Annotated in this window: 22 protein-coding genes; 9 read left to right on the plus strand and 13 right to left on the minus strand. The window is 35.0% G+C overall.

The annotated features are described in order from the left end of the window. The first annotated feature begins 56 nt into the window (after positions 1–56). Positions 57–1,586, plus strand: a complete 1,530-nt coding sequence (guaA, locus tag QWT87_RS17335; RefSeq protein WP_108410599.1) for a glutamine-hydrolyzing GMP synthase — start codon at positions 57–59, stop codon at positions 1,584–1,586. A 422-nt stretch (positions 1,587–2,008) separates the two neighbouring features. On the opposite strand, the gene QWT87_RS17340 is transcribed toward guaA, so the two are convergent. Continuing rightward, positions 2,009–2,191 (minus strand): hypothetical protein, encoded by a 183-nt coding sequence (locus QWT87_RS17340; RefSeq protein ID WP_302717547.1) that lies wholly within the window; start codon positions 2,189–2,191, stop codon positions 2,009–2,011. Between the two features lie 48 nt (positions 2,192–2,239). Between QWT87_RS17340 and QWT87_RS17345 the strand changes: the two genes are divergently transcribed. After that, entirely contained in the window at positions 2,240–3,739 is a 1,500-nt protein-coding gene (locus QWT87_RS17345) for a carbon-nitrogen hydrolase family protein (protein WP_116098138.1), read from the plus strand. 52 nt (positions 3,740–3,791) lie between these two features. Here the strand turns inward: QWT87_RS17345 and QWT87_RS17350 are convergent, their stop codons facing one another. Beyond that, positions 3,792–3,941: a bacteriocin-like protein gene (locus QWT87_RS17350; protein ID WP_165763002.1), complete on the minus strand. Its 150-nt coding sequence runs from the start codon at positions 3,939–3,941 to the stop codon at positions 3,792–3,794. A gap of 774 nt (positions 3,942–4,715) precedes the next feature. On the opposite strand from QWT87_RS17350, the gene QWT87_RS17355 reads away from it, so the two are divergent. Then, positions 4,716–6,362, plus strand: a complete 1,647-nt coding sequence (locus QWT87_RS17355) for an ABC1 kinase family protein (protein WP_302717551.1) — start codon at positions 4,716–4,718, stop codon at positions 6,360–6,362. A 91-nt stretch (positions 6,363–6,453) separates the two neighbouring features. Here the strand turns inward: QWT87_RS17355 and QWT87_RS17360 are convergent, their stop codons facing one another. Further along, positions 6,454–9,093, minus strand: coding sequence for a hypothetical protein (locus QWT87_RS17360; RefSeq protein ID WP_302717553.1), 2,640 nt, complete (start codon positions 9,091–9,093; stop codon positions 6,454–6,456). A gap of 281 nt (positions 9,094–9,374) precedes the next feature. On the opposite strand from QWT87_RS17360, the gene QWT87_RS17365 reads away from it, so the two are divergent. Then, positions 9,375–10,118 (plus strand): S24 family peptidase, encoded by a 744-nt coding sequence (locus QWT87_RS17365; RefSeq protein ID WP_302717555.1) that lies wholly within the window; start codon positions 9,375–9,377, stop codon positions 10,116–10,118. Positions 10,119–10,304: 186 nt separating this feature from the next. Here QWT87_RS17365 and QWT87_RS17370 read toward each other — a convergent pair whose 3' ends face one another. Beyond that, positions 10,305–10,652, minus strand: coding sequence for a winged helix-turn-helix transcriptional regulator (locus QWT87_RS17370; protein WP_302717558.1), 348 nt, complete (start codon positions 10,650–10,652; stop codon positions 10,305–10,307). A 112-nt stretch (positions 10,653–10,764) separates the two neighbouring features. Here QWT87_RS17370 and QWT87_RS17375 point away from each other — a divergent pair, with 112 nt between their 5' ends. From QWT87_RS17375 to QWT87_RS17385, 3 genes are all read left to right on the plus strand, one after another. After that, positions 10,765–11,529: a type 1 glutamine amidotransferase domain-containing protein gene (locus QWT87_RS17375; RefSeq protein WP_302717560.1), complete on the plus strand. Its 765-nt coding sequence runs from the start codon at positions 10,765–10,767 to the stop codon at positions 11,527–11,529. Between the two features lie 30 nt (positions 11,530–11,559). After that, entirely contained in the window at positions 11,560–12,174 is a 615-nt protein-coding gene (locus QWT87_RS17380; protein WP_302717563.1) for an NADPH-dependent F420 reductase, read from the plus strand. Between the two features lie 71 nt (positions 12,175–12,245). Beyond that, entirely contained in the window at positions 12,246–13,598 is a 1,353-nt protein-coding gene (locus QWT87_RS17385) for a DEAD/DEAH box helicase (RefSeq protein ID WP_302717565.1), read from the plus strand. A gap of 33 nt (positions 13,599–13,631) precedes the next feature. On the opposite strand, the gene QWT87_RS17390 is transcribed toward QWT87_RS17385, so the two are convergent. The 8 genes from QWT87_RS17390 to QWT87_RS17425 form a co-directional block, all read right to left on the minus strand. Then, positions 13,632–14,066, minus strand: a complete 435-nt coding sequence (locus QWT87_RS17390; RefSeq protein WP_302717567.1) for a lipocalin family protein — start codon at positions 14,064–14,066, stop codon at positions 13,632–13,634. Positions 14,067–14,172: 106 nt separating this feature from the next. Next, entirely contained in the window at positions 14,173–15,138 is a 966-nt protein-coding gene (locus QWT87_RS17395) for a tetratricopeptide repeat protein (protein WP_302717569.1), read from the minus strand. Positions 15,139–15,155: 17 nt separating this feature from the next. Further along, a complete protein-coding gene (locus QWT87_RS17400) occupies positions 15,156–15,809 on the minus strand; it encodes a GDSL-type esterase/lipase family protein (RefSeq protein WP_302717571.1) in 654 nt (217 codons plus the stop codon). 77 nt (positions 15,810–15,886) lie between these two features. Then, entirely contained in the window at positions 15,887–16,348 is a 462-nt protein-coding gene (locus QWT87_RS17405) for a lipocalin-like domain-containing protein (protein ID WP_302717573.1), read from the minus strand. A gap of 194 nt (positions 16,349–16,542) precedes the next feature. Next, positions 16,543–17,706: an iron-containing alcohol dehydrogenase gene (locus QWT87_RS17410; RefSeq protein ID WP_302717575.1), complete on the minus strand. Its 1,164-nt coding sequence runs from the start codon at positions 17,704–17,706 to the stop codon at positions 16,543–16,545. Between the two features lie 606 nt (positions 17,707–18,312). After that, on the minus strand, positions 18,313–18,891 hold the full coding sequence (locus QWT87_RS17415) for a hypothetical protein (protein WP_302717577.1): 579 nt from the start codon (positions 18,889–18,891) through the stop codon (positions 18,313–18,315). 33 nt (positions 18,892–18,924) lie between these two features. Further along, positions 18,925–19,329 carry a hypothetical protein gene (locus QWT87_RS17420; protein ID WP_302717579.1) on the minus strand — a complete coding sequence of 135 codons (405 nt, stop codon included), beginning with the start codon at positions 19,327–19,329 and terminating at the stop codon, positions 18,925–18,927. Between the two features lie 73 nt (positions 19,330–19,402). Beyond that, on the minus strand, positions 19,403–20,725 hold the full coding sequence (locus QWT87_RS17425; protein ID WP_302717581.1) for a hypothetical protein: 1,323 nt from the start codon (positions 20,723–20,725) through the stop codon (positions 19,403–19,405). Between the two features lie 125 nt (positions 20,726–20,850). On the opposite strand from QWT87_RS17425, the gene QWT87_RS17430 reads away from it, so the two are divergent. Beyond that, entirely contained in the window at positions 20,851–23,385 is a 2,535-nt protein-coding gene (locus tag QWT87_RS17430) for a phosphoenolpyruvate carboxylase (RefSeq protein ID WP_302717582.1), read from the plus strand. Between the two features lie 169 nt (positions 23,386–23,554). Here the strand turns inward: QWT87_RS17430 and QWT87_RS17435 are convergent, their stop codons facing one another. After that, positions 23,555–25,165 carry a S8 family peptidase gene (locus QWT87_RS17435; protein ID WP_302717584.1) on the minus strand — a complete coding sequence of 537 codons (1,611 nt, stop codon included), beginning with the start codon at positions 25,163–25,165 and terminating at the stop codon, positions 23,555–23,557. An 86-nt stretch (positions 25,166–25,251) separates the two neighbouring features. Here QWT87_RS17435 and QWT87_RS17440 point away from each other — a divergent pair, with 86 nt between their 5' ends. Then, positions 25,252–26,379, plus strand: a complete 1,128-nt coding sequence (locus QWT87_RS17440; protein WP_302717587.1) for a DegT/DnrJ/EryC1/StrS family aminotransferase — start codon at positions 25,252–25,254, stop codon at positions 26,377–26,379. Positions 26,380–26,383 lie beyond the last annotated feature (4 nt).

The raw sequence follows: 26,383 nt of genomic DNA on the forward strand, positions 1-26,383 counted from the left end.
AATTTCAGACAATTTTATAAAATCATTTATCAATTATTATTCATCAATTATAAAAAATGAACAACGGTATTATTATATTAGATTTCGGATCACAGTACAACCAGCTTATCGGAAGAAGAATCCGTGAGATGGGAGTATATTCTGAAATTTTACCATTCAATACACCTTTAGAAACCATTTTAGAAAAACAGCCGAGAGGAATTATCCTTTCCGGCGGACCAAGTTCTGTAAATGCAGAAAATGCCCATTTGGTTGAAAAAGAATTATACGAGCAGGGAATTCCTGTTCTGGGAATTTGCTACGGAATGCAGTTAACGGCACACCTTTTAGGCGGAAAAGTTCATAAAGGCGTAAAAGGTGAGTACGGAAAAGCACACCTTGAAATCGTAAAAGAATCGTCTTTATTAAAAGGCGTTACCAATAATTCTATAGTTTGGATGAGCCATTTCGATGAAGTGGGAGAATTGCCTGAAGGATTTGAACTGAATGCAAAATCAGGTGTAATTGCTTCAATTTCCAACGAAGATAAAAAAATCTACTGTGTACAGTTCCACCCGGAAGTTTCCCACACCGAAGAAGGAGGAAAAATGCTGGAAAATTTCGTTTTCGGAATCTGTAATGCAGAGAAAAACTGGAAACTGACCAATTATATCGAAAAAACCGTTGCGGAAATCCGTGAAAAAGTGGGAGATCAGAAAGTAATTCTCGGACTTTCTGGAGGAGTAGATTCTTCTGTAGCGGCAGTGTTAATTCACCGTGCCATTGGCGACCAGTTGACTTGCATCTTCGTAGACACAGGTTTACTGAGAAAAGACGAAGGCAAAAAAGTAATGGATAATTATGGAGAGCATTTCCATATGAACATTAAATTAGTGGATGCTTCCGAAAGATTTTTATCAAAATTAGCCGGAGTAGATGATCCTGAAGCCAAAAGAAAAATCATCGGAAACGAGTTTATTCACGTTTTTGATGAAGAATCTCATAAAATTGAAGGCGCTAAATTCTTAGCACAGGGAACAATTTATCCGGATGTAATTGAAAGTCAGTCGGTAAACGGTCCTTCTGCGGTAATTAAATCGCACCATAACGTTGGCGGACTTCCTGAAGATATGGAATTTGAATTGCTTGAGCCTCTGAGAGAATTATTCAAAGATGAAGTAAGAAAAGTGGGCGAAGAATTGGGAATTCCTCATCATCTGGTTCACAGACATCCTTTCCCGGGTCCGGGATTGGGAATCAGGGTTTTAGGAGCAGTTGATGCAGAAAAAGTAAGAATTTTGCAGGAAGCAGATGATATTTTCATTGAAGAATTATACAAAAACGATTTGTATGAAAAAGTTTCTCAGGCTTTCGTGGTGCTTCTTCCGGTAAAATCTGTAGGAGTAATGGGCGATGAGAGAACATACGAATACACAGCAGTCGTTCGTTCCGCAAACACGATCGACTTCATGACCGCAACATGGAGCAGACTTCCTTACGAGTTTTTAGATACCGTTTCCAGCAGAATCATCAACGAAGTAAGAGGAATCAACAGAGTAGCGTACGACATTTCAAGCAAACCACCTGCAACGATCGAATGGGAATAATTTTGAATAAAATTTTAAATATAAATCCTGCCTTTTGGCGGGATTTTTTGTCTACCAATCCTGTCTCAGGAAAATTAATAGGCTTAAAAGATAAATCAGGATAAGAAAAACAATTCCATTTAAAATATAAAGTAGAACTTTCCGATGATGCTGATGAATAATGTAAAAGTTAATAATTAGAATTAGTAAAATAACGGGAATAAATTCAAGGAAAAACTCAATTTGAATATATATTGATAAAATCAGATAGATCCATGATATCAACAAAATAACTACAGAAATAGTTTTCATTAGTTTAATTTTTCAAATATAAAATCAGAAAAAATTTTAGAGTAATCTTCACTGAAAAAGAACATTCTGCTTATTCCATCATATCTAGCTATTACAAACTTGATGTACTTGTAAGATTGTTTTTGTATTAATTAAAAGTCATTTAAAATCTGCTTTGTATTTTTTTTGGTATTTTCGTTTTTCGCAATATGATTTCTAAGTTCGTATAAACTAATCAGCTCATTTATAGGCAATAGATGATCGGTAAATGAAATATCAAAATTTTTCATCTTTGAATCGTACTTTTGGATTTTGCTATAAATTAATTCCTTCATTTTTTTAATACTAACTTTTTTCACTAAATTTAAGTAAAATTACATCAAATGCAAATAGAAACACGACCACTGACGGTACAGGATTACGATGAATTAGTAATAACAATGAAACGTGCATATCCACAAATGTCCGAGTCAATCTGGTCTAAAAAAAGTATAGAAAAACTCACAAGAATATTTCCAAAAGGACAGATCTGCATTACAGTGGATGGGAAATTAGCTGCGGTGGCGCTTTCCATTGTTGTAAATTATAATGAATTTGGTGATGATCATACATACAGTGATATCACAGGAAATTATACCTTCAATACCCATTCCGAGACAGGCGATGTTTTGTACGGAATTGAAGTCTTTGTAGATCCCGAATACCGCGAACTTCGTTTAGGCAGAAGATTGTACGATGCAAGAAAAGAACTTTGTGAACTTCTGAATCTGAAATCGATCGTTTTAGGTGGAAGAATTCCCAATTACCATAAACACAGTGATCTGTCACCAAGAGAATACATCAGAAGAGTAAGAGATAAAGAAATTTATGATCCGGTTCTGTCTTTTCAGTTGTCCAATAACTTTTTACCCATCAGAGTTTTAAAAAAATATCTTCCGGAAGACGAATCGTCTAAAGAAAACGCAGTTTTACTCCAATGGAACAATATTTATTACAGCAAAAAACCAAACACCATGCAGGACAGCATCATTCGCTTGGGATTGGTTCAATGGCAGATGAGACATTTTAAAGATGTAAATGCTTTTTATGAGCAGGTTGAGTTCTTTGTTAACGTAATGGGCGATTATAAGTCGGATTTTGTATTATTTCCTGAACTATTCAATACCCCTTTGTTGGCTCCATTCAACAAACTTTCTGAAAGAGACAGTATGATTGAATTGGCGAAATTAACCGAAGAGATCAAGATGAAAATCTCAGATTTGGCGATCAGTTATAATGTCAATATCATTTCCGGAAGCATGCCGGTTTTCGAAAATAATGATCTCTACAATGTAAGTTACCTTCTCCATAGAGACGGCAGAGTAGACGAATACAGGAAAATCCACATCACACCCAACGAGAAAAAATATTACGGAATGAAAGGCGGAAACGAAATCCGGGTTTTCGATACCGACTGCGGAAAAATAGGTTTGGTAATTTGCTATGATGTTGAATTTCCGGAGCTTCCAAGAATTTTAGCCGATCAGGGAATGAAAATTCTATTTGTACCTTATCTTACAGACACCCAAAATGCGTATATGAGAGTTCGTCATTGCGCGGCGGCAAGAGCGATTGAGAACGAATGTTATGTGGCAATTGCAGGTTGCGTAGGAAACCTTCCCGGAGTTAATAATATGGATATTCAGTTTGGTCAGGCGGCGGTTTTTACCCCTTCGGATTTTGCGTTTCCATCCAATGCGGTGAAAGGAGAAGCCACCCCGAATACAGAAATGACTTTAATTGTAGACGTAGACCTCAATTTATTGAAAGATCTTCACCATCACGGTTCAGTTCAGGTAATGAAAGACCGGAGAAAAGATTTATACGAAACCTATCTTAAATAAAAAAACGGGATGCTACTACAGCATCCCGTTTTATTTTTTTTCACAAAGAATTTTAGTTTGGACATAAAACAGCCAGACAGATCAATCCCGGACATCTTGGTCTTCCGTCATCCGGACAGCATTTGTTTGAGCAGTTTCTGACTAATTCGCCACCTGCGATACTTTTCATTTGTTCTCTTGAAACTTTTTTTAAATTTTTCATTTTAATAATTTTTAGAGTTGGTTTTAATATTTTGTTATGGTAAAGTTAAAGAAAAAAAATATAATATATTCATTTAGAGCTTTTCCCCGCTATCCACTGTATCTTTTTTGTTACGGCTTCCTGAACTACGTTCGTAAACCTCCGGTTTATGCTCCAGCCGCAACAAAAAAGGATGTCGTTTCTATCGGGGCTATGGTTGGAAGTTGCTTCATTAACATTAGGAAATAACCACAGAGTTTGTCAATCCTTAGAAATCTAAGCGCAAACCTTTCAGTTTTATATTTCTAATGCCTACGTTTAGATTCATACAGAAAAACAAACTATATTGAAAAGATTGAACAGCTTTATTATCATTTGCTGAATGAAATCGAAGATTCGAAGTCGTCAAACGCCATTGCGAACGAAAAATATTTCAATCATTTTAAAGAAAATCTCCGTGATCTTTGTTTAGGAAATAGATTCTTCAATCTGCTACTTTTCTTTCAGGATAACATATCGTATTTAAAGAAATTTAATTCAAAAATTTGCGATAATAAAAACTTGCATTACACTGCTATCATTTGCTGAGTATAACGCCATTGCGAACGAAAAATATTTTCAATTTTTTTAAATAAAATCTTCGCGATCTTTGTTTTTGGAAATAGATGGTACACTGCGTTGCGGTTCGATCAGAACAAACTGAAAGGGAAGTTATAAAAAAGCGATTTAAAATAGAAAATTAATTATTATCAATAGGAACAATTTTTGAATTAAATTGCAACTACATTTCAGATTATGTTCGATAAACAGCAAAGAAAATTAAAAAGATCTGCCCGGTTAATTTCTGTGTTAAGCAAATACGGCTTCAAAGATCTGTTGGCAAGAATGAATGGCGGAACTAAAGACGAAATTCCTTCCAATTCCGACGAAGTAGTTTCAAAAGGAACTGTTTACGAAAGAATCCGGCTCGTTTTGGAAGAACTGGGACCTACTTTTGTGAAGCTCGGACAGTCCTTCAGCAACAGGGAAGACCTTCTTCCGCCGGAACTTATTCAGGAACTGCAAAAACTTCAGGATAAAGTGGAAACGGTTGAAATGAACGTGGAAGAAATATTGGAAAACGAATTCAGTATTTCGGTAAAAGATCATTTTGCTCAGGTTCAGAAACTTCCTTTGGCAACTGCATCTATTGCGCAGGTTTACAGAGCAACATTAATTGATGGTACAGAAGTTATTCTGAAAATTAAAAAAGCAGAGGTTCAGTCTGTAATTGAAGACGATCTGCTGCTTATCAAAGATCTGGAAAAACTGGTCTCTTCTTATTCCGAAATAGGAGAGAAGCTCAATCTGAAGCAGGCGATTTCCACCTTTGAAAAATCTTTACTGGAAGAGGTTTCCCTGATTAATGAAAAGGAAAACATCCTGCAGTTCAGAAGAAATTTTAAAAACAGCAAAGAAACCTACGTTCCGAAGGTTTATGAAGAATTTTCTAACAATAATGTTCTTTGTATGGAATTTATTGATGGGATTAAAGTAACGGATACTGCATCTCTTTTACAATACGATATCGATCCGGTAATCATTTCCGAAACAGGTCTCCGGCTTTTTGTTTCCCAGATTTTAGATTATGGATTTTTCCACGCAGATCCTCACGCGGGAAATATTTTGGTGAAAAAAGACGGAAAAGTGGTTTTTATCGATTTCGGTGCGGTCGGAAAAATTCCGCCGAATGATAAAGAAGTCCTTGAAAATCTTATTGTAAGTTTTGTTGCCAAAAATCCGCATAAAATTGTCCGCTACCTGAAAAAAATGGCGATCAGTTATGAGATTCCGGATGAAAGAAGATTTGAAAATGATGTGGAAGATATTCTGAATTTCGTTCACAGCACCTCTCTGAAAGAAATTAATGCACAGGTTATCATCAATAAAATGAAAGATGTGTTGAAAGATAACCGTCTTCATATGCCGGATTACTTTTATCTTTTGTTTAAAGGAATCAGCTTGATTGAAGGAGTGGGAAGAACTATAAATCCGGATCTGGATGTGGTAAAAAGTCTCCATCCTTACACCAAAAAAATATTTACGAAAAAAATAAGTCCTAAAAACCTTGTAAAAACGGGATTAGACAGAATGTTGATGTTTACAGACAGTGTAGACGAAATTCCCAAAGAGCTACGCTCTGTTTTACAGAAATTAGACGAAAACAAATTCACCGTTTCCAGTGAAATCAAAAATATAGAAAAGACGAATCAACTGATAAAATCGAGTATTATCAATCTTATTCTGGCAATGGTTTTAGGCGCAAATATCATCGCAACGGCTATTGTATTTTCTTCAGAATCGGGACCCAGAATAGGAGAATTGTCTTTGGTGGCAGTTTTAGGATTTATCTTTTCAATATTTCTGGTAATTGTTATTTTACTGAGGGTTACAAGGAAGTAAAACTTTCAATTCTAAAATAAAAACCCTGCAAGTTCAGGATTTTAGCATGGACTTGCAGGATAATATGATTTTAATAATTTAAATTTTGAAATTAGTTATAGACTCTGAATTCAAATGATCCGGCTTCTCCGTAAACATCGTAGTTTGATCCGTAAGAATCTACAATATCTACGTAAATAGTATCATTATCTATTCTACCGCTTAAGCAAAATCTCTGATCTTTTCCTACTGTTTTTTGGTTTATTACACTTACCGACCAAATTTTTCCGGAAGGAAAGGCTCCGTTTAAAGTACCGATAAATTCTCCTGTGCCTTTCTTGCTCCACACAATATCTCCAACGGTATTTTCAAACACGGTGAATTTTGGCTGTGCTGTAGATTCATCAAATACCAAAGATCCTGAATAAATTTTGTATGGTTTAACCTCTTGTAAATGCTTTCTCTGAACAAAATCTGTATCACTATTGGCCGGAAATACATTAATTCCTGAAATACCTGTTCTACGGTCTATTTTAGCAATATTTGAAAGATGTACAGAGTTGATGTTTGAATTACCAATGGTTGCGGTATTGTTCCCGTTTCCTGTTGTTGCGGCTCCAATTACGATTTCATTAGTAGATGTATTCTTATCTTTAAAGCCACTTCTGTTACCTATAACAACACCTTGAAAAACATTTTTGGAATTTCCGGTTGCCTCACCTATAAAAATACTTTTTTGTGCTTCTTCTACGTTTATCCCTGCGCCATTTCCTACAGCAATTAATTCGTTCCATGTGTTGTTTTCATAAAAATTTCCTTTGAAATTTTGTAATGCATAGCAGCCTAGTATAACTGATGATCTAAGATTGGATGCATTTGGGGCAATATCCTGTCCAACTGCTGTTATTCTGTCCACAATATTATTTGCGCTTTTTAAATTGTTATACCCAACTATGGTATTAATTCTTGTTTTTCTTATATTTTCAAGATTATTATTACCAAAAACAAATGTTGTTGCAATAGAATTCGCATTTGATAAGGTGTTGGTACCAAAAATAGCATTATTAATTCCTACTGCATATTTGGGTGCAGAATTTTTACCAAAAGCAATATGATTGTCATTGCTATTTGCAGTTCTTAATTCAAGTGTAACATTATTATTAAAATCTCGTATTTCATAGATAGGAGATTGTTTTTCGTCATTTTTTATACGCTGCATAGAAACGCTTATCTCTCCTGTTATATTTGTTCCCTCTAAAGAAATCTCTAAAAAGTTATTGACATTATCGGTTATTTCAGCTAATTGATTATTTAATATCCACCAGTCACCATTTCCACTGTCAATGAGATAGATTGTTTTATATCCCCATGTTCCTGTATTGCCAATATTTGAGCTAATACTAAAAAGATAAGATTCTCCTACAGTTAAACCTTCAAAAAGTCTGTAATTTCCGGCGGGAGAATTTTTTAGTATTAACTTTTTTGTTTTTACATCATATGATGCATTGGAATTTGGCGGTGAAGAAACTAAAGAAAGATCTACATTTTCAACAGGAACTTTATTTATTTCGTCCTGAATATGATTGATAGATTTTCCCTGAATACCAAAGTATTTTTCTTTAAAATTACCTTCTACTAAAGGTTTATAATTAAAGTCTGGACTTCCGTTTCCGTAATGTTCATGAGAACCGATTAACAGGTTATGACTTGCAGGATGTCTTTTCGGGTCTTTATAAAATCCAAAACCTAACATGACATCATTATCTAAATAGGAATCATGCGTTTCGCCGGGATATTTTCCACTTGCATCGTAAATATTTCCTCCCATCACCAGGGAGTTAAATATATAACGGTAATTTCTTACATTATATCCTGTAATTACAGAACTATGTATATCGCCTGCCCAGATTAGATTTCCAACAGTGATGTTATTGGATATCATTTGCCTTAAATCAAAACCATTTGATGCTACTGCTGTTCTTTTTGGATCATTGTAAATTCCTTTAGCGTTGGCAATATTATTCCCAAAGGCTGTTATGGAATCACCAATCGGAATATCATTCAACTCATACAATGCAGTCCCGAATAAACTATAGTTTGTTCCATCAACAAAGCCTTTTCCCAATTTTGAACCGTAGGCAATTAAAGAATCATGCGCAGGGTGTTCAGGTCTGTACTCTGTATTTCCTTTAAAATCAGAAAGAATATCGGTTCCCTGTAAAATGTATCTTGAAGAATATAATTTTTCGCTCTCATCTTTGCCAATATAATTCGGTAAGACATTCCATCCTGCAATAAAAGCATCATACATTGTTTTGTTTTCATGATCTTTGTTGTTTGTAATAACTCTTCTGCCAGAGTTTGTTGTATACTGCAAATAATGATCGTTGATGTATTGTTTTGAATAGACATTTCCTGTTAATCCACTTTCAGAATTGTCTATTGTGGCAATATTTGAAGGTAACTGATTAACATTTAATTTATTTTTCCAATTTTGGACGTTCTCACTGCTTAAATTGGAAGCGTCTAATTTGGCTAAACTGTTTTCATGAGCATTAGAAGAATTAAGGTGACTATTGAACGCTTCTAAACTTGCTGTTTGATGAAAAAGTGCAGAAAGTCCTTCAATTGATGAAAGCGGAATAGATTCGCTTTTGTGAAAAAAAGAAGACCAGGATGCTGCAAATTCCTCTTCCGTAGGTGTTTTTCCTGTCTGAAACCAATATAGAATTGTATTTAAAGGTGTTGCCATTTTTTTTATATTTTGTTAGTATTTGGTTGATAGATTTTAATTTGTGATAATATTAGTAAGTGATTTTAAATTTCGGGAACATGTAATCGTCCTTTCGGATCTCAGGATAATAATTTTGTTCATCAGATAAATCGATCTTATAATTTGATTTCGAATAGAAATCTTTTGCTGTTTTTTGACAATTGGTGAGAATTTCAGCAATTTCTTGTAACTTAGTTCCATAATTTTGGTTGTTTTAAAAAAGCAAATATAAACGATATATTTCGTATAAAAAAATAAATATGCATCAAATTTCGCCTATAAAAAATAAAATTTTACAATACATTGAATATAAGGCTATTAGTAAATATAAATTTTATCAGGAAAGTGGTATTACAAGAGGGGTTTTGGATAAAGAAAGCGGAATAAGCGAAGATAATATAGCGAAATTTATCGCTTACGCGCCGGAAGTTGATCTGTCATGGCTTTTTTTAGATCAGGGAAAAATGCTTAAAAATAAAGAAATCGAAAAAACGTTTGAAATCGGTGATTTTAAAGATGATAAAAAACTCCAGCCTGAAATGGGAGAAATTTCCGGAGATAAGCATTATGATAAAGTTTTTAGTAAGCTGAAATTTGATGATGAAATAAAGATTGTTGAAAACGGAATTCCTTTTTACAGCCTGCCGGTAAGCGCAGGGAAGCTTAATGAACTGCTGGAATTAACGGAAACACCTACCGGATATATCAATTTGCCCGGAGTTCACTGCGATGCATTTTTTCCTATTGTTGGCGCTTCATTTGAGCCCTATATTAAAGCAGGAGACATAATAGGAATTAATTTTATAGATAAATGGGAAAATCTCGATCCGGATTGTATTTATTTAATTATTACTTATGATCAGAGAATGATTAAAAGATTAATGCATCATCCTGATGACAGTACATTGTTAATCTGTATCTCTCCGAATTATAAAGAATTTACGATAGACAAATTCACAATTCGGTATATTCATAAAGTAACATTTTGTGGAAGAGCAATTTAATTTATGAAAATGTAGAAAGTTTAAATGCTTTAAATGTATTTGCTTACAGAGATAGTGCAGATAAACAGAGATAATTGGTAATTCTCAAAGTATTCTTAAATAATGAATTGTATTTACAAGAAGCAGCATTTTGAGCTCTTTAAACTTACGTTGTATCAAAGGCGGAGCAATGAAATTTCTTGGGCTTTATTTCTCTCCAATGCCGAAATCTTTCATCAGCTCAAATCCGTAATTTCTTAAAGTTGAAATAATTTCGACAGCTTTTTTACCGCGTTCTGTAATGTTGTATTCAGTTCTTGGAGGAACTTCCGGAAATATTTCCTTGGAAATAAAGCCGTCTTCCAGCAGTTCTTTTAAACTTTTAGAAAGCATCCTGTCTGAAATGTGGGGAATACTGTTAGCCAATTCCGAATAACGCCATGCCTTATCCTTCAGACGCCAGAGAATAGGCATTTTATAGGTTCCGCCTATTTTGCTCAGGGCAAATTCAACAGGATTGTGAAAAAGGTGCTTATCCGAAACAAAATCAGGCATACTTACATTTTTGTTAGTTTCTTACAAAGATAGCCATTATTGATTTTCTTTTCTATTCAGAATTATCTTTGTTTCATGAAAATTAGAAATTTTAAAATCAAAAAAACAAAAAATGGAAAAAGTAAAAGAAGTAAACAGCTATGTTCATTTTCACGGAGCTCCTGTAAAAGGTAAAATTCTGATGATTGCAAGTTCGCCGAGTGTGAGTAAACAAACCAATTGGCCAATCGGTTTCTGGGCTGCAGAACTTACACATCCTTTAAGAGTTTTTCAGGAAGCAGGTTACGAAGTGGAACTGGTTTCAACAGAAGGCGGAAAACTGGAAATGGACGGTTATTCCAATCCTTTGGATGAAAGCGGTTATTCTGCACACGATGTAATTTCTTTAGGATATATGCAGCAATCTGACTTTAAAGCAATGCTTGAAAATACAAAAAAACTAACCGAAGTTGATGCAAAAAACTATGATGCGGTTTTTCTGGTTGGCGGACAGGGACCAATGTATACTTTCAGAGGAAATAAAGATCTGGAACAATTATTTGTGAGTTTTTACGAAAGCGGAAAGCCAAGCGCAGCGGTTTGTCATTCAACCACTTTATTACTGGAAGCTAAAAAATCAAACGGTGAATTGCTTGTAAAAGGAAAAACCTGGACCGGTTTTGCGGATGCTGAAGAAGAGTTTGCAGATCAGGCAGTCAGAATGAAAATTCAGCCGTACAGAATTGAAGAAGAAGCTAAAAAATTACAGGAAACAACATTTAAAGTGGCGGCTCCATTTAGTTCGTATGCTATTCAGGATGGTAATTTAATTACAGGACAGCAGCAAAATTCAGGGGCAGCAGTTGCAGAACTGGTTGTAGAACTATTAAATAGATAATGAGGTAAATTTCACTTTAAACTAAAAAAAATGAATATAGCAATTATCGGCTCCGGAAATGTTGGCGGAGCTTTGGCTCAACAATGGATAAAAGCGGGGCATACTGTTTTGGTAGGTGCACAATTTCCTTTGAGTGAAAAAAATATTTCCCTTGCAACGAAAATAGGGGAAGATCGCTTTGCCGTGATCGAAAATGCAGTAAAACAATGTGATGTGATTCTTATTGCAACACCTCCGACTGCTATTTTTGAAGTAATTGAACAGTTAGGCGATGTATCGGGAAAAGTCATTATTGATGCTACCAACGCCGTAATGAAGTCTCCGGAACCTTACAAAACAGTGTATCAGGCTTTGGCAGATAAAACCAACGCAGAAATCGTAAAATGTTTTAATACAACAGGTTTTGAAAATATGCTTGATCCGATATACAATGGTGAAGGAATCGATATGTTTATGGCAGGAGACAGCGAAAAAGCAAAAGATATTGCCAAAAAACTGGCTTTGGATTGTGGTTTCGGTTCCTGTATAGATTTTGGAAAATCTGATAAAGTAGAACTTTTGGAAAAATTTGCGCTTTCGTGGATCAATCTCGCTATTATGCAGGGTTATGGAAGAGATATGGCTTTTAAGATTATTAGAAGGTAATATCTGTAAATAATTTAAGCATGAAAGTTTAGGCTTATTTTTCTCAAAAATTAATTGTCTATCTTTGCAAAATGGAAAAACTCACTTTTGCAGATTTTGACCTTCCGGTTAAAATTCTTGATGTTTTAGCGGATCTTAATTTATTTGAACCTACCCCTATTCAGGAAAAGAGCTTAAAACCAATACTTTCCGGACGTGATGTAATGGGGATTGCACAGACGGGAACAGGAAAAACACTGGCGTATCTTTTACCGGTTCTTAAGACTTGGAAATACAATAAATCGGGAAATCCAACCGTTTTGGTGCTTGTTCCTACCAGAGAACTGGTGGTGCAGGTTTCTGAAATCGTAGAAAAACTGACGGAAAATACTACTGCAAGAGTAATCGGGATTTACGGAGGAAAAAATATCAATACCCAGAAATTATTATTTGATAACGGATGTGATATTTTGGTAGGAACTCCCGGAAGAGTAATGGATTTGGCAATCGATAATGCCATTTCTTTAAAAGAAGTCCAGAAGCTGATTATTGATGAGTTTGACGAAATGCTGAACCTTGGTTTCAGACCACAGTTGACGCATATTTTCGAAATGATGAAGGAAAAAAGACAGAATATTCTTTTTTCTGCAACCATGACGGAATCCGTTGACGAAATGTTGGATGAGTACTTTGCGAGTCCGGTTGAAATTTCACTGGCAAAATCCGGAACGCCGCTTGAAAAAATTGAGCAGACTGCCTACAAAGTAGAGAATTTCAATACCAAGATCAATCTACTGGAGCATTTGCTGAAAACCGATACGGATATGTCGAAAGTATTGATTTTCACAAACAATAAAAGAAATGCAGATCTTTTATTCACAAAAATTGATGAGCTTTTCCCTGAGCAGTTTGATGTGATCCACTCCAATAAATCTCAGAATTACAGGCTAAAAGCAATGAAAAGCTTTGAAAATGAAGAGATTAAAGGGTTGATTACCACAGATGTTATGGCGAGAGGTCTTGATATTTCAGACATTACCCACGTTATCAATTTTGAAACGCCGGATATTCCGGAGCAGTATATTCACAGAATCGGTAGAACGGGTAGAGCGGACAAAGATGGTAAAGCCATAACTTTCGTTACCAAAAAAGAAGAAACTTTAGCTCTTGACATCGAATTACTGATGGACAAGGAACTGAAATACATTGATTTCCCAGACGGAGTGAAAATAAATCCTAAAAAGATTGCTTCTGAAGAGGAAACTGTGATCATGAAAAATCCTGTAAAGGTAAAATTAAATGAAGGAGGAGGAGCTTTTCACGAAAAGAAAGCGAAAAATACCAAAGAAAACTGGGGCGGACCTTCCAAAAGAAAAGCACCTAAAAAGTTTGGGACGAACAGAGCACAGCAGAAATCAATATCTAAATCCAAAAGAAAGAAATAAAAAAAACTCCCGAATTTTTCGGGAGTTTGCTTTTTATCGGCTTAAAACCAGAACTATTTTGTCATCGATTCCGTCTCCGTCTTCATCACTGTAATCCGAAACAATATGCATTTCATTAGTCGTAAGCTTCAGAACTTCACTGGATTCGCCGTCTATAACGATTTGTTTGTTCAGCGGGTCATAAGAATAAGAAGAAGTATCTGTTCCCAGATTTTCACAATTTCCGCTCATTCCATCATCAAAAATGTTGCTTACCATTGTATTGTTCGATTTAAAATCAAATGTACTTTTTTTGTAGCAGCTTGAAGAAGGATCATTATAAATAGTACTTCCGTTTTTTCCGGAAACTGCCATTTCTCTGGAAGGCTTCCAGACTCCTACAACAGATGCATAAACATCGTCATCATCACTTTTGCAGGCTGTGAAAAGAAAACCTGCCGAAATAGCAAGAAATAAGATTTTTTTCATGGTTTAAACTAATTTTTAAGGCTGCAAAGAAAAGGAAAAAAATTATTATACCGAAAAATTATTAAAAAATTTACCAATAATAATGTATTTCAGGATGTTTCTTTTTTTACTTAAATTCGATCTTATTTTTATTTAAAATCTCCTTGAATTTTTCAAGTTTACCCTCTTCCTGCATTTTTTTATAGATATAACTTATCATAGTCTCTGCATCTGTTCTGTAAGGAGATTTTTGATTGTCATAAATTCTAAGAGCTTTTGCCATATAATCTAAAGCTTTTTCATTTTCTTTTAAAGCACTAAAATAGATGTTACCCATTCCGTAATATACTTCCGGATCTTCTGGATACATCTTATCCAGATCTTTATAAGCGTCAATAGCTTTCTGATATTCCTTTTTATAAATATAAGCTATAGGAATATTTTGTAAAGCCATTTTTCCTTTAGGATCCACTTCCAATGATTTTTTATAAGCTTCTAGAGCTTTGTCATAATCGCCTACTTTTCTGTACGTAATACCTAAATTATCCCAGGCATAAGTAAATTCAGGATCAATTTTTACAGCATTTTCATAATTCTTTATAGTTTCTTTCCAATCCTCCTTTTTTGACGCTGAAATTGCCATATTGTAAAATTCCAAAGCTTTATCATTTTTTGATAGTTTTTCAGACTTACTTTCTGCAATGTTTATAGCCTTTTTCAGACTTGAACAGTTTTTCATCAGGCTTCTTTCAATGGAGTTATAGTTTTCTCTATATTTCTCAGAATCCTTATTAGTGTCTAAATTAAGGGTTATATTCTTTTTAGTATCTGAATTTTTATTCTTTTTTGAAGATTCCTCCACTTCAGATAGTAAAATTCCAAGTTGCAGTGCAAGTGTATTTTTATCGATACATTCATGAATATCTTTAATTATAGATTTTTTTTCTTTATCAAAAAGACTTATTGAATCTACGCATTTACAAGTGTTTTCAGAGAGTTCATCGATCAGTTTTTGTTTTGTAGATTTTTCTTGTGAAGAAATTGATATGCAAAAAAGTATCGAAATTAAAATGGTTATTTGTTTCTTTATCATGGTATAGTGTTAAAAAGTTATTTCATATAAGGATTCATCACAGAAGTCCATAATCTGTAGCCTTCCGGCGTCATGTGAAGCATATCTTCCACAAATAGGTCTTTTCTTACGTTTCCGTTTTCATCCTGCATTACCTTTGTGATATCAATAAAATCTGCATTCGGTTGTTTTTTCATGAAATCGGCAATCTTTTTATTGGCTTCCTTCATTTGTGGCCACAGCTTTTCGCGGCTCGGAGAATATTTAATGGAAATATAATCTACTTCAATTTTCGGGAATTTTGCACGGATTTTTTTGTAGAATGTTTTAAATCTTTCCACTACAACATCGGCTTTCAATTTATCGTTGTCGGCAAAATCGTTCTCACCACAGTAAATGATGATCTGTTTGGGCTGATAAGGATTTAAAAGATCCTCTGCATAATTATTAAGATCCGTTAACCTTGAGCCTCCAAAACCTCTGTTGATGATGGTTTTATCCGGAAAATAATTCGCGACATCCGTCCATTTGGTAAAAGACGAACTTCCTACCAAAAGAATTGCATTTTTAGCAGGAGGATTTTCCAGATCCAGTTTCTTAAAATTTTGGATGTCCTGCCAGAACATCGGTTTTTCCTGTGCAAAAAACAGGGCAAAAGTCAGCATCAGAAATGCCGAAAAAATCTTCTTCATTGTTTTAATAATTTTAGTTGAATATTAAAATTTTCTTTTCAAGAAAAAACTCCCGAATTTTTCGAGAGTTTTCTTTTTTATCTTTTGTAGGTAATATATTCCGCATCCGGTATCGTATCGCCGTCTTGATCTATATTGCCGGACATTTGCTTTATTCTCATCTCAGAACTCGTAAGAACTACAATTCTGTATTTCACAGCACTGTTTCCTGTGTAGGTAACGGTTAAATCTTTTGTTTCAGAATTATACTCATATTTTCCTTCTACTTTTGCCACAACATTACAGTTTGTACCAGTTCCTCCATACGTTGTAAAAGAGGTGTAATAATCTGTTCTGAACTCAAGTTTATCATTCACAGAACATCCTGTAGGCGTTGTAGTACCGATTACAAATTTATCGTCTTTTCCTGATATTGTTTCTTTTTTACTGATCTTCCAATCACCTTTCATCATATCCATTTCATAACCCTGGATATCATCATCGTTACATGAAGTAAGCGCTAACGCTGAAAAGGCAAATAAAAGTAATTGTTTTTTCATTTTTACAAATTTAAGAATATGCTAAAATATAAATAAATTTGAAATATCTCTAATGAAATTAAGGTTTTTTAAACGATTGATTACAGAAAAAGCAAATTGGAACAAAAATTGTAAGAGGAAAGTTTATCCCTGTCTGGTTTATTTTTTACAGCATAGCAATAAACTTCCCTCTTCGGATCTGGAACTTTCGGCTTTTAATAGCTCATTTCCACAATTTTAGAAGCATCTTGAGGAGTCAGTTTTTTATATTCTCCCAAACCAAGCCAGTTTCTCTCAGTGAATGCTTTTTCCACTCTTTCAGCCGTTCCTTTATAAACCTCCGTATATTCAGAAAGTTTCGTGTCAATATTCAGGCTGTGGAAAAATTCTTCCAGTTTTTTGATACCCAGTTCCGCTTTTTCATCAACCGTTCCGTCTTTAATTCCCCAGACTCTTTCCGCATACTGAGCCAGTTTACCTTTCTTGGATTCAAAATTATAACGGTAATGCGATGGCGCAATAATGGCTAAAGTTCTTGCGTGATCGATCCCGAAATAAGCCGTCAGTTCGTGTCCCATCGCGTGAACCGCCCAGTCTGTAATCACACCTTTCTGAATCAGTCCGTTCAGAGCCATTGTACAACACCACATGAAATTTCCGGCTGCGTCATAATCAAATTCCTCCGCCAGAACTTTCGGAGCAGTTTCTTGTATACTGATCAGAATACTTTCAGCAATTCTTTCCTGAAGATCTGCCGAAGAAGGAGCCGTCATATACTGTTCCAAAACGTGAGTATAAGCGTCCGTTAAACCGTTAACGATCTGTCTTTGCGGAATGGATCTCACCACTTCCGGATCCAGAACCGAGAACTGAGGAAATAAACCAGGACCTCCCGAAGACAATTTTTCGTTGGTTTCTCTTCTCGAAATTACGTACCCCGAATTCATCTCAGACCCGGTTGCAGGAAGCGTAAGAACACTCCCGAAAGGTATTCCTTCCCCTTCAAAAGTTCTTACAGGTTTCGTAAGAATTTCCCACGGTTCTCCATCATAATTTGCAGCAGCGGAAAGAAACTTTGTTCCATCGATCACAGATCCGCCTCCGACAGCCAAAAGAAAAGTAATATTATTTTCTTTGATAAAGTTTAAAGCATTAATCAACACTTCATATTCCGGATTGGCTGGAACTCCGCCGAATTCATGCACTTCATGACCTTTTAAAGCTTCTTTTACCTGATCGTAAACACCATTGTTTTTGATGCTTCCGCCTCCGTAAATCATTAAAACTTTGGCATCTGCGGGGATTTCTTTTGAAATTTTAGCAATTTCACCTTTTCCGAAAAGTATTTTGGTTGGATTTTTTAGTTCGAAATTAAGCATTGTTCTTAAATTTATTTGAATTCAAAATTACGCAATACCACATAAAAACTGAGTTAATAAAGTTTTAAAATTTTAATGATTCTCTTTTATTAAAACTATTGAATTTTGTCGATTACCCATTAAAAGATCACATAAGAAGAAAATCAAAGATTTTCAAAAACTAATGTGTTCTGATATAAAGCTTAGAATCATTTTAAAATCTTATGTGACTAATAAAATTCTTGTATTTAATGTGTAACACTGTCATTTTGAGCGAAACAAAGTGGAGTCGAAAAATCTAAAATTACTTCAGACTAAGGGATTCTTCATTGCATATTGCTGCGCGAAATTCCATTCAGAATGACAGAGGAATTTAACCACAAAAGTCACAAAAGATGATAATAAAGCCAAATTTCAGAATAATAAAAGTTCTCAAAAGAATAAAAATCAGAGATTTTTAAAAACTATTGTGTGCTTTTTCTATTATGCTTGTTAGCTTTAATTAAGCCTAAGAATCTTTTGTGGCTTTTGCGGTTAAAAAAAGATATGTATTTGATCTTCAAGAGATTATTTATTGCGTATTGTTTCGCAAAATTCCATTCAGAATGACAAAAAAACAAAAAAACTTTAATAAGCTCCATTACTTTTTACCTCCAATTTTCCTGTTTTTCTATTGATTTTAATGAAAAAAGATTCTTTAGTTTCAGAATTGTTTTTAGATTTTGAAAGATACAGCGAAATGTACTGATCTTCAATTTTATATGAACTTCCCAGCTGATTGGAACTGTCAACCGTATATCCGAAAGTATTGGCAATTAAAATAGCTTCCGGAAGATTATCTACAAAACCGATAAAATCTCTTAACTGCTGTTCGTTTGAAAAGTATTTCGACCGGCTTTTTTCACAGGCTAAAATATAGGAAAAGCAATTTTCGCCGATACATTTCTGAAAAAATCCTTTTTCGGGTGCAGGATCATTCAACGTCATCAGATCAGGCATCTGGCTTTCGTAAATAATGGCTTTATCGGGATCGGGATTGTTTCTGAGAACACTCCAGTATTCGTATTTCTTATCCGGAACGATAAAAGGGTAGAGCAGTTCTGTATTATCAAGGATTTCCGGAATTTTTTTGAAGTCTGAAGGAACGGTTTTCTGGCTGAATATCAAACCTAAGCAAAGCAGTAAAACCGGAAATAATACTTTCATTCTTTTGTTTTTGCAAATGTAGCGAACAGAAATTTACTGGAAAATAATTTTGTAGTAGCCGTTCTCGTCTTTCACATCAATTCCAATGCCAGTAAAGGTGAGTTTGTTGATCTGAAAACCATCGCAGCCTCCTTTAAATTCAGATGATTGTATCGTAAAAGTGAAATTTTTAATATTGGAAGTAAAGGTATAATTTTTCGTTCCGTTGTAAGCACCCACATTTTCCAGAATAACCATATCATCATTGGTTTTCGTAAGCTGAATATTGGTCTGGTTTTTCTCCTTCACCGAATAATTGGTAAGCGTTCCGTCTGTAATCAGATTCACATCGTTGGAATCCACAAATTTAAAAGCAATCGGTTGTGGCGCATTGTAGCAATCTTCACCGCAGGCGGAGAAAAGGAGAAGGGGAAGTAAAAATAGGAGTATTTTTTTCATGGGATTCAAATTGGTGTAGAATGTAAAATTACAAATTTATTACAGAGTGAAAAGTTTAATTTATTTTAGAAGCTTATTCTGAATCAATTTCATACTGATTGTTTACTTTTGCTTTCAACTTATCTACAAAAGAAATCGCAATTTCATCATCACTAAAAATATTATATGAGGAAAGAATATCATGAGTGCACCATCTGATTTTCCAGTTGTTATCTTTGGTCATCGTTAAAATTTTTTGAATAATTATATTACTTCTACTGATATCTTCTTCTTCCAGCCACGCATTTATTAGATTAAGTGCTTTCAGCCTGATTTTATCATTTTTGTTACTAAGTTCTTTATACAAATAATCGATTATTTTTCGTGGAGACTGAGATGGTTCAAGCTCATATAATATCTCATCTAAAATAGTGAAGATACTATTAGAAGCAGGACTTTTTTTAGTGATTTCAAAAAGTCTTATAAATTCATTATCAAGAAAGTCTTTCCAGTCTTCAGCGTTTTCAGATAATGCATAATAAATAGAATCCAGATTGGTTTCCTCAAAATTTGTAATGCTTTCGCAATAAGACTTCAATTCATCTGGATTATTTTTAGCTAAAACTCCAATGTTATCAAGATTTTTCTGAAGTTCTTTTTCATCAAGAGAAAATAGATCATCAATTTTTGGAATACTCTCAAAAGCTGAAAAGTCTTTTTCAGGCATTTTTTTGAAACTGCTTCCAAAATTTGGTTTTAGAAAGCGATTTTTATAAAGTTTCAAATATTGCTCAATAAAATAATCAGGAGTGTCTAAATTATCTATTTTAAATTCAATTTTCTTATTTTTATGATAAAGGGAAAGATACTTCACTTCAGTTTCATACTTCGAATATTCTGTAACTTCTTTTTTGATGAGTATTTTTTCATTTTTGATATTACTCCATATCATGTATTCATGATTTAGTTGAATTCCATTATTGCTAATTATTAAAATGTTTTTCGCCGAATATTTTTTAATTACTTTTATAATTTTGATACTATAGCTAATAATAAAAAAAGCGCTAATACCAATCATAAAATAATCACCTCTTTTATATTTTGTATAGTCTAACCCTGCAAGTTTAATAAAATACATTCCGAGAATAATAAATACCAAATATCCAATGACACTAATTGCCAAAGATAGTTTTGAATAATTAATATTGGCTTCACTAAGAAGACTATTATCATCCATAAAAACATTTCTATTTTTATGATAAATATTTTCCGAAACAGCACATAATGCACATATCAAAGAGCCAAGAGAAGGAATAATTGTAAAAAAAAGATCTTGCTTAGAAAAAAAGATGGCAACTATTAAACAAATAATTGTCAAAATACAGAATAATGCAGTCCCAAATTTTTGTTTTATCATGTGTTTTTTTAATTCTTGCGAAGATACATTTTAAAGCTAAATCTCTTTTATTTTGTAAAAAATATTTATAAAAATTAAGCAAAATCCCATTTGAATTCCACCCAAAATCCCCTACATTTGTTATTATGATACACGACCAACGCGCAGAAAAATTCAGGCAGATCGTGGAAAATAAGTTCCAGATCTACAATTCATTGTTTATGAGCCTGCCTTATGATAAAATGACGAATATCGGGATGCTGCTTCCGTTCCTTTGTGAAGAAAGCAAAATCGGCTACGAAGCCGGAAAAACGCCTGAAGAAATCGTTGAAGAATTCTTTAAAAATCATACCGATCTGCAGACTGAAGAACAGAAAACAGAACTTCTTTTCAAAATTATCCAATATATTGAAAGACAGGTAGTTTTGTTTGATAGTATTGAGGATGCTGCATTTCCGAACCTGCATTCCGAAAGTGATAACGGAACGGTAACCAATATGTACGAACGTTCGCTTCAGGATCATAAACTCGAAAAAGTGCGTGAAAAACTGAAAGATTTTGCCATCAAAATCGTGTTTACGGCGCATCCTACACAGTTTTACCCGAATTCTGTACAGAGAATTCTTCACGATCTCAGAAATGCCATTACAACCGATTCTATCACGAATATCGATATGCTTTTGCAGCAGTTGGGGAAAACACCGTTTGTCAATAAAGAAAAACCGACTCCGATTGATGAAGCGTTGAGCATCATTTATTATCTGAGATACGTATATTACGATACCATCGGAGAACTTTTCACGAAAATAAAAACGACATTCGAAAACGACCATTTTCATTTGCATGAAGATCTGATCCAGCTTGGTTTCTGGCCCGGAGGAGACCGTGACGGAAATCCTTTTGTAACAGCAGAAGTCACGAAAAGAGTGGCGGAAGAACTGCATACTGCAATTTTAAAAGCCTATTACAACAACCTGAAATCGGTTCGAAGAAGATTGAGTTTCAGAGGTGTTTCGGAGGTTTTAACAAAACTGAGCAACGAACTGTATTCCGCGATTTTCAGAAATGAAAAAATTACGGTAGATGATATTATCAAAAGACTGGAAGAAGCCCAAAAAATCCTCGTGGAGCAGCACAATTCATTGTTCCTTGATCAGTTGGTGAATTTCAAAGACCGTGTGAAGATTTTCGGGACACATTTTGCGACTCTGGACGTTCGACAGGACAGCAGAATCCATCAGAAAGTGATTGATGAGGTTTTTGCTAAAGTATTCGGAGCCAATGATGCGACGCACGAAGAAAAATTCAATAAGATAATTCAGGTTACTGAAAAAGTAAATCCGGATGATTTTAAAGATATTGTAAAAGATACTTTGCTTACGGTTTCCCAAATTTCAGAAATCCAGCAACTGAACGGATTGAGAGGAATGAACCGGTATATTATTTCCAATTCCGATGCGGTAAAAGATGTAATGAATGTGTATGCGTTTTTCAAAGTCTGCGGTTATCAGGAAGATAAAATCAATATGGATATCGTTCCGCTTTTCGAAACAATGGAAGGTCTTGCTAACGCAGAAAATGTAATGAACGAATTGTACCAGAATCCTGTTTACAAAAGGCATCTGGAAAGAAGAGGAAATCAGCAGACCATTATGTTAGGTTTCTCGGACGGAACTAAAGATGGCGGTTACCTGAAAGCGAACTGGGAAATTTATAAAGCCAAAGAAGTGTTAACGAAACTTTCCGAGCAAAACGGAATTAAAGTAGTGTTCTTCGACGGTCGAGGCGGTCCTCCCGCAAGAGGAGGCGGAAAAACCCACGATTTCTATGCTTCACAGGGGAAAACCATTGCGAATAATAAAATTGAATTAACGATTCAGGGACAGACGATTACGAGTATTTTCGGAAATAAAGAACAGGCAAAATATAACTTCGAACAGCTTTTAACAGCCGGTGTGGAGAATGATGTTTTCAAAAATGCGAAAAAAGAACTTACAGAAAAAGAAAGGGCGTTAATTATCGAACTGGCTGAAATCAGTTATCAAAAATATTCCGATCTGAAAGCGCATCCTATGTTTGTTCCTTATTTGCAGGAAATGAGTACGCTCGAATATTACGGAAAAACAAATATCGGAAGCCGTCCGTCGAAAAGAGGAGGCGGAAGTGAGCTTAAATTTGAAGATTTAAGAGCGATTCCTTTTGTTGGATCATGGTCGCAGTTGAAGCAGAATGTTCCGGGATTCTTCGGATTCGGTTTTGCAATGCAGCAGCTTAAAGAACAGGGACGATTTGATGAGGTAAGAGAATTGTACAAAGGTTCGGATTTCTTTAAAACGTTGGTTTTAAACTCGATGATGAGTATGAACAAGACGTATTTTCCTTTGACGTATTATATTAAAAACAACCCGAAATTCGGTGCTTTCTGGAATGTTCTGTTTGATGAATACAATCTTTCCAAAAATATCATGCTGGAATTAACTGGCTTTAAAATGCTTCAGGAAGAAGATCCGCTTTCCAGAAAATCGGTGAAAATCCGCGAGAGAATCGTTTTGCCTTTGCTGAGCATTCAGCAATATGCATTAATGAAAATTCAGAAAGGAGAAGGCGATCTGGAAGCATATGGAAAACTGGTGACGCGTTCTTTATTCGGAAATATTAATGCAAGCAGAAATTCGGCTTAATAATAAATAATCCGTGTGTCATTCTGAATGCAGTGAAACGGAATGCAGAATCTATAAACATTTTGCTTAGATTTTACTGAATGATGATTTGCAATTAGATATCAGGCTTCGGCTTCGCTCAGCCTTCGGGAATAATAAGAAAACCTCTCGCATTGAGAGGTTTTTCAGTTTATTCTTTTATGAATTTTTCGTAGTAAATTTTATCCTTCGTCTGGATTTTCAGGTAATAAACACCTTTTGCAAAATCTTCGACTTTTACAGACTTTTGATTATTGGTTTTTGTAATGAATCTTCCTAAGTTATCGTAAACTTCCAAAGATAAAACATCACTTTCCGAAGCCACATTCAGAATATTTTTAACAGGATTCGGAAAAATGGCAATATTATTTCTTTTTACCAGTTCCGAAGTGCTTAAAACGTTATTGTAAAGACCTCCGAAATTTAAAATTCCAAATCCCATCTGATCGGTATGATTCGGATAAAGTGATGCGTTCTGTCTTAATTTATCCCTCATTAAATCTCTGTTCATGGTAGGAAAAGCCTGAATAAGACAGGCGACTCCTCCCGCAGCAATGGGAGTGGCAATGGATGTTCCGTTAACTGAAATGGTTGAATTATTATTGATAACACTTGTTGCAGCGGTTCCTCTTGCACTTGCATCGGGTTTTACAACGCCCGCAGAATTCGGACCGAAAGATGAGAACGTGGAAGAAGCTCCTGAAGAATCTACGGCTCCGATGGTAAAGACTTTTGCATTATCTGCCGGAGTTAAAATGTAATGCCATGTCTGAGCTCCTGAATTTCCTGCCGCGAATAAAGTTAAAATTCCTTTGTTGACGGCAATTTCTGCACCTCTTGCGATAAATGAAGTTGTTCCGTTCATATTGGCGTAAGTATAGTTGTATTTCGGATCATCAAAAGTAGCATAGCCCAGAGATGTTGTAATCATATCCACTCCTTTACGGTCGGCTTCTTCTGCAGCTTCAATCCAGTACAGTTCTTCTTCAGGAATTTCGATTGCAGCATTTTCACTTCGGTAAAGATAAAAATCGGCATCCGGTGCGGAACCTACAAAAGTATCCTGAATGTAACCTCCCATTGCACCCAAAATAGCAGAACCGTGATTATTGAGTGAAGTATTGTAAATGTCTGTTCCTTTAGCCACAAAATCATATCCGCCTTTGATGTGTCCGTTCGTCCATAATCTTGAATAGGCAGAACCTGTATTTACGTAAGGAAATCCAGAATCAATTACCGCAATGGTAACTCCGGTTCCTGTGTAGCCTGCTAGATGGAGGGGGCGAAGATTGATCTGGTCGATCTGTGCAGAACCAGAACCATAATCAAAAGTGGTTAAATTTTTATTCGCCTCGTTGATTGGATTGTCCCATTTATTCTGATGACTCATTTTTGTTCCTCCTGACGAATTTCTTGCAAAACTTTCTACAGACAGTACATAATTCTGTGCCTGAAGCATGGTGATCTGAGCCGGTGTTGCATTCACGGCGACACCATTCAGCCATTTTGAATAATCGGTTACGGTGAATCCTAAATTCTGAATATTGGTAATGTAAGCCGGTTCTATCGGAGCATCCTGATCATTCAGCGTAATTCCTAACGAAGTACGTCTGTTAAGGGATTTTTGAGATAATTCTGATAACGGATTTGCATAGAATGCAGCCTTGTTCGGTTTGTCTTTAAAAAATACAAAAACAAGCGATGTCTGTGCAAAACTGACAGAGTAACCTGCTAAAAGACAAAAAAGTAAAGTTTTTTTCATGTATTTATTTTGTATAAAGATAAAACAAAATCAATAAAATTTTTGAAGGGATTTTAAATTCCTTATTTTTACAGAAATATTTATTTATGAAAAAGATTCAAATGGTTGACTTACAAAGTCAGTATTACAAGATAAAAAATGATGTGGATAATGCAGTTTTAAATGTAATGGATTCAGCGGCTTTCATTAACGGTCCTGAAGTAAAGTCTTTCCAGAATGAATTAGAGTCTTATTTGGACGTAAAACATGTTATTCCTTGTGCAAACGGTACAGATGCACTTCAGATTGCTTTGATGGGTCTTGATCTGAAGGAAGGTGATGAGATCATTACGGCAGATTTTACTTTTGCGGCAACGGTGGAAGTTATTCATTTGCTTAAACTTAAATCGGTTTTGGTAGATGTGGATTATGATACTTTCACCATTTCAACGGAGGCGATTAAAAAAGCCATTACTCCGAAAACAAAAGCGATTATTCCGGTACATATTTTTGGGCAGTGCTCGAATATGGAAGAAATTTTAAAAATTGCTGAAGAGCATAATTTATATGTAATTGAAGACAATGCACAGGCAATCGGTTCCGAATTCACTTTTTCGGACGGAACTGTAAAAAAAGCAGGAACCATGTCTACGGTGGGAACTACTTCTTTCTTTCCTTCTAAAAATTTAGGATGCTATGGAGACGGTGGAGCAATTTTCACGAATAATGATGATCTGGCGCACCGTTTAAGAGGAATTGTAAACCACGGAATGTACCAAAGATATTATCATGATGAGGTTGGCGTAAATTCAAGATTAGACAGTGTTCAGGCTGCTATTTTGAGAAAAAAACTTCCGCATCTGGATAATTATAATGAAGCGAGAGGAAGAGCAGCAGATTATTATGATGAAGCTTTTGCCGGACATGAACATATTTTAACACCAAAAAGAGCGGAATATTCTACTCACGTTTTCCACCAGTATACTTTAAGAATTCTGAACGGAAAGCGTAATGATTTGCAAAAATTCTTAGCTGAAAAGGAAATTCCGGCAATGATCTATTATCCGGTAGCATTAAGAAAGCAAAAAGCCTATTTTCAGGAAAGTAACGACGCTGATTTTGTAAATACCGATAAATTATTAGATCAGGTAATTTCTCTTCCCATGCACACGGAACTGGATGATGAGCAGCTGAAGTATATTACGGATGCGGTGTTGGAGTTTATGGGGGAATGAGATA

The organism is Chryseobacterium urinae, from assembly GCF_030518295.1.
GTDB lineage: Bacteria > Bacteroidota > Bacteroidia > Flavobacteriales > Weeksellaceae > Chryseobacterium > Chryseobacterium mucoviscidosis.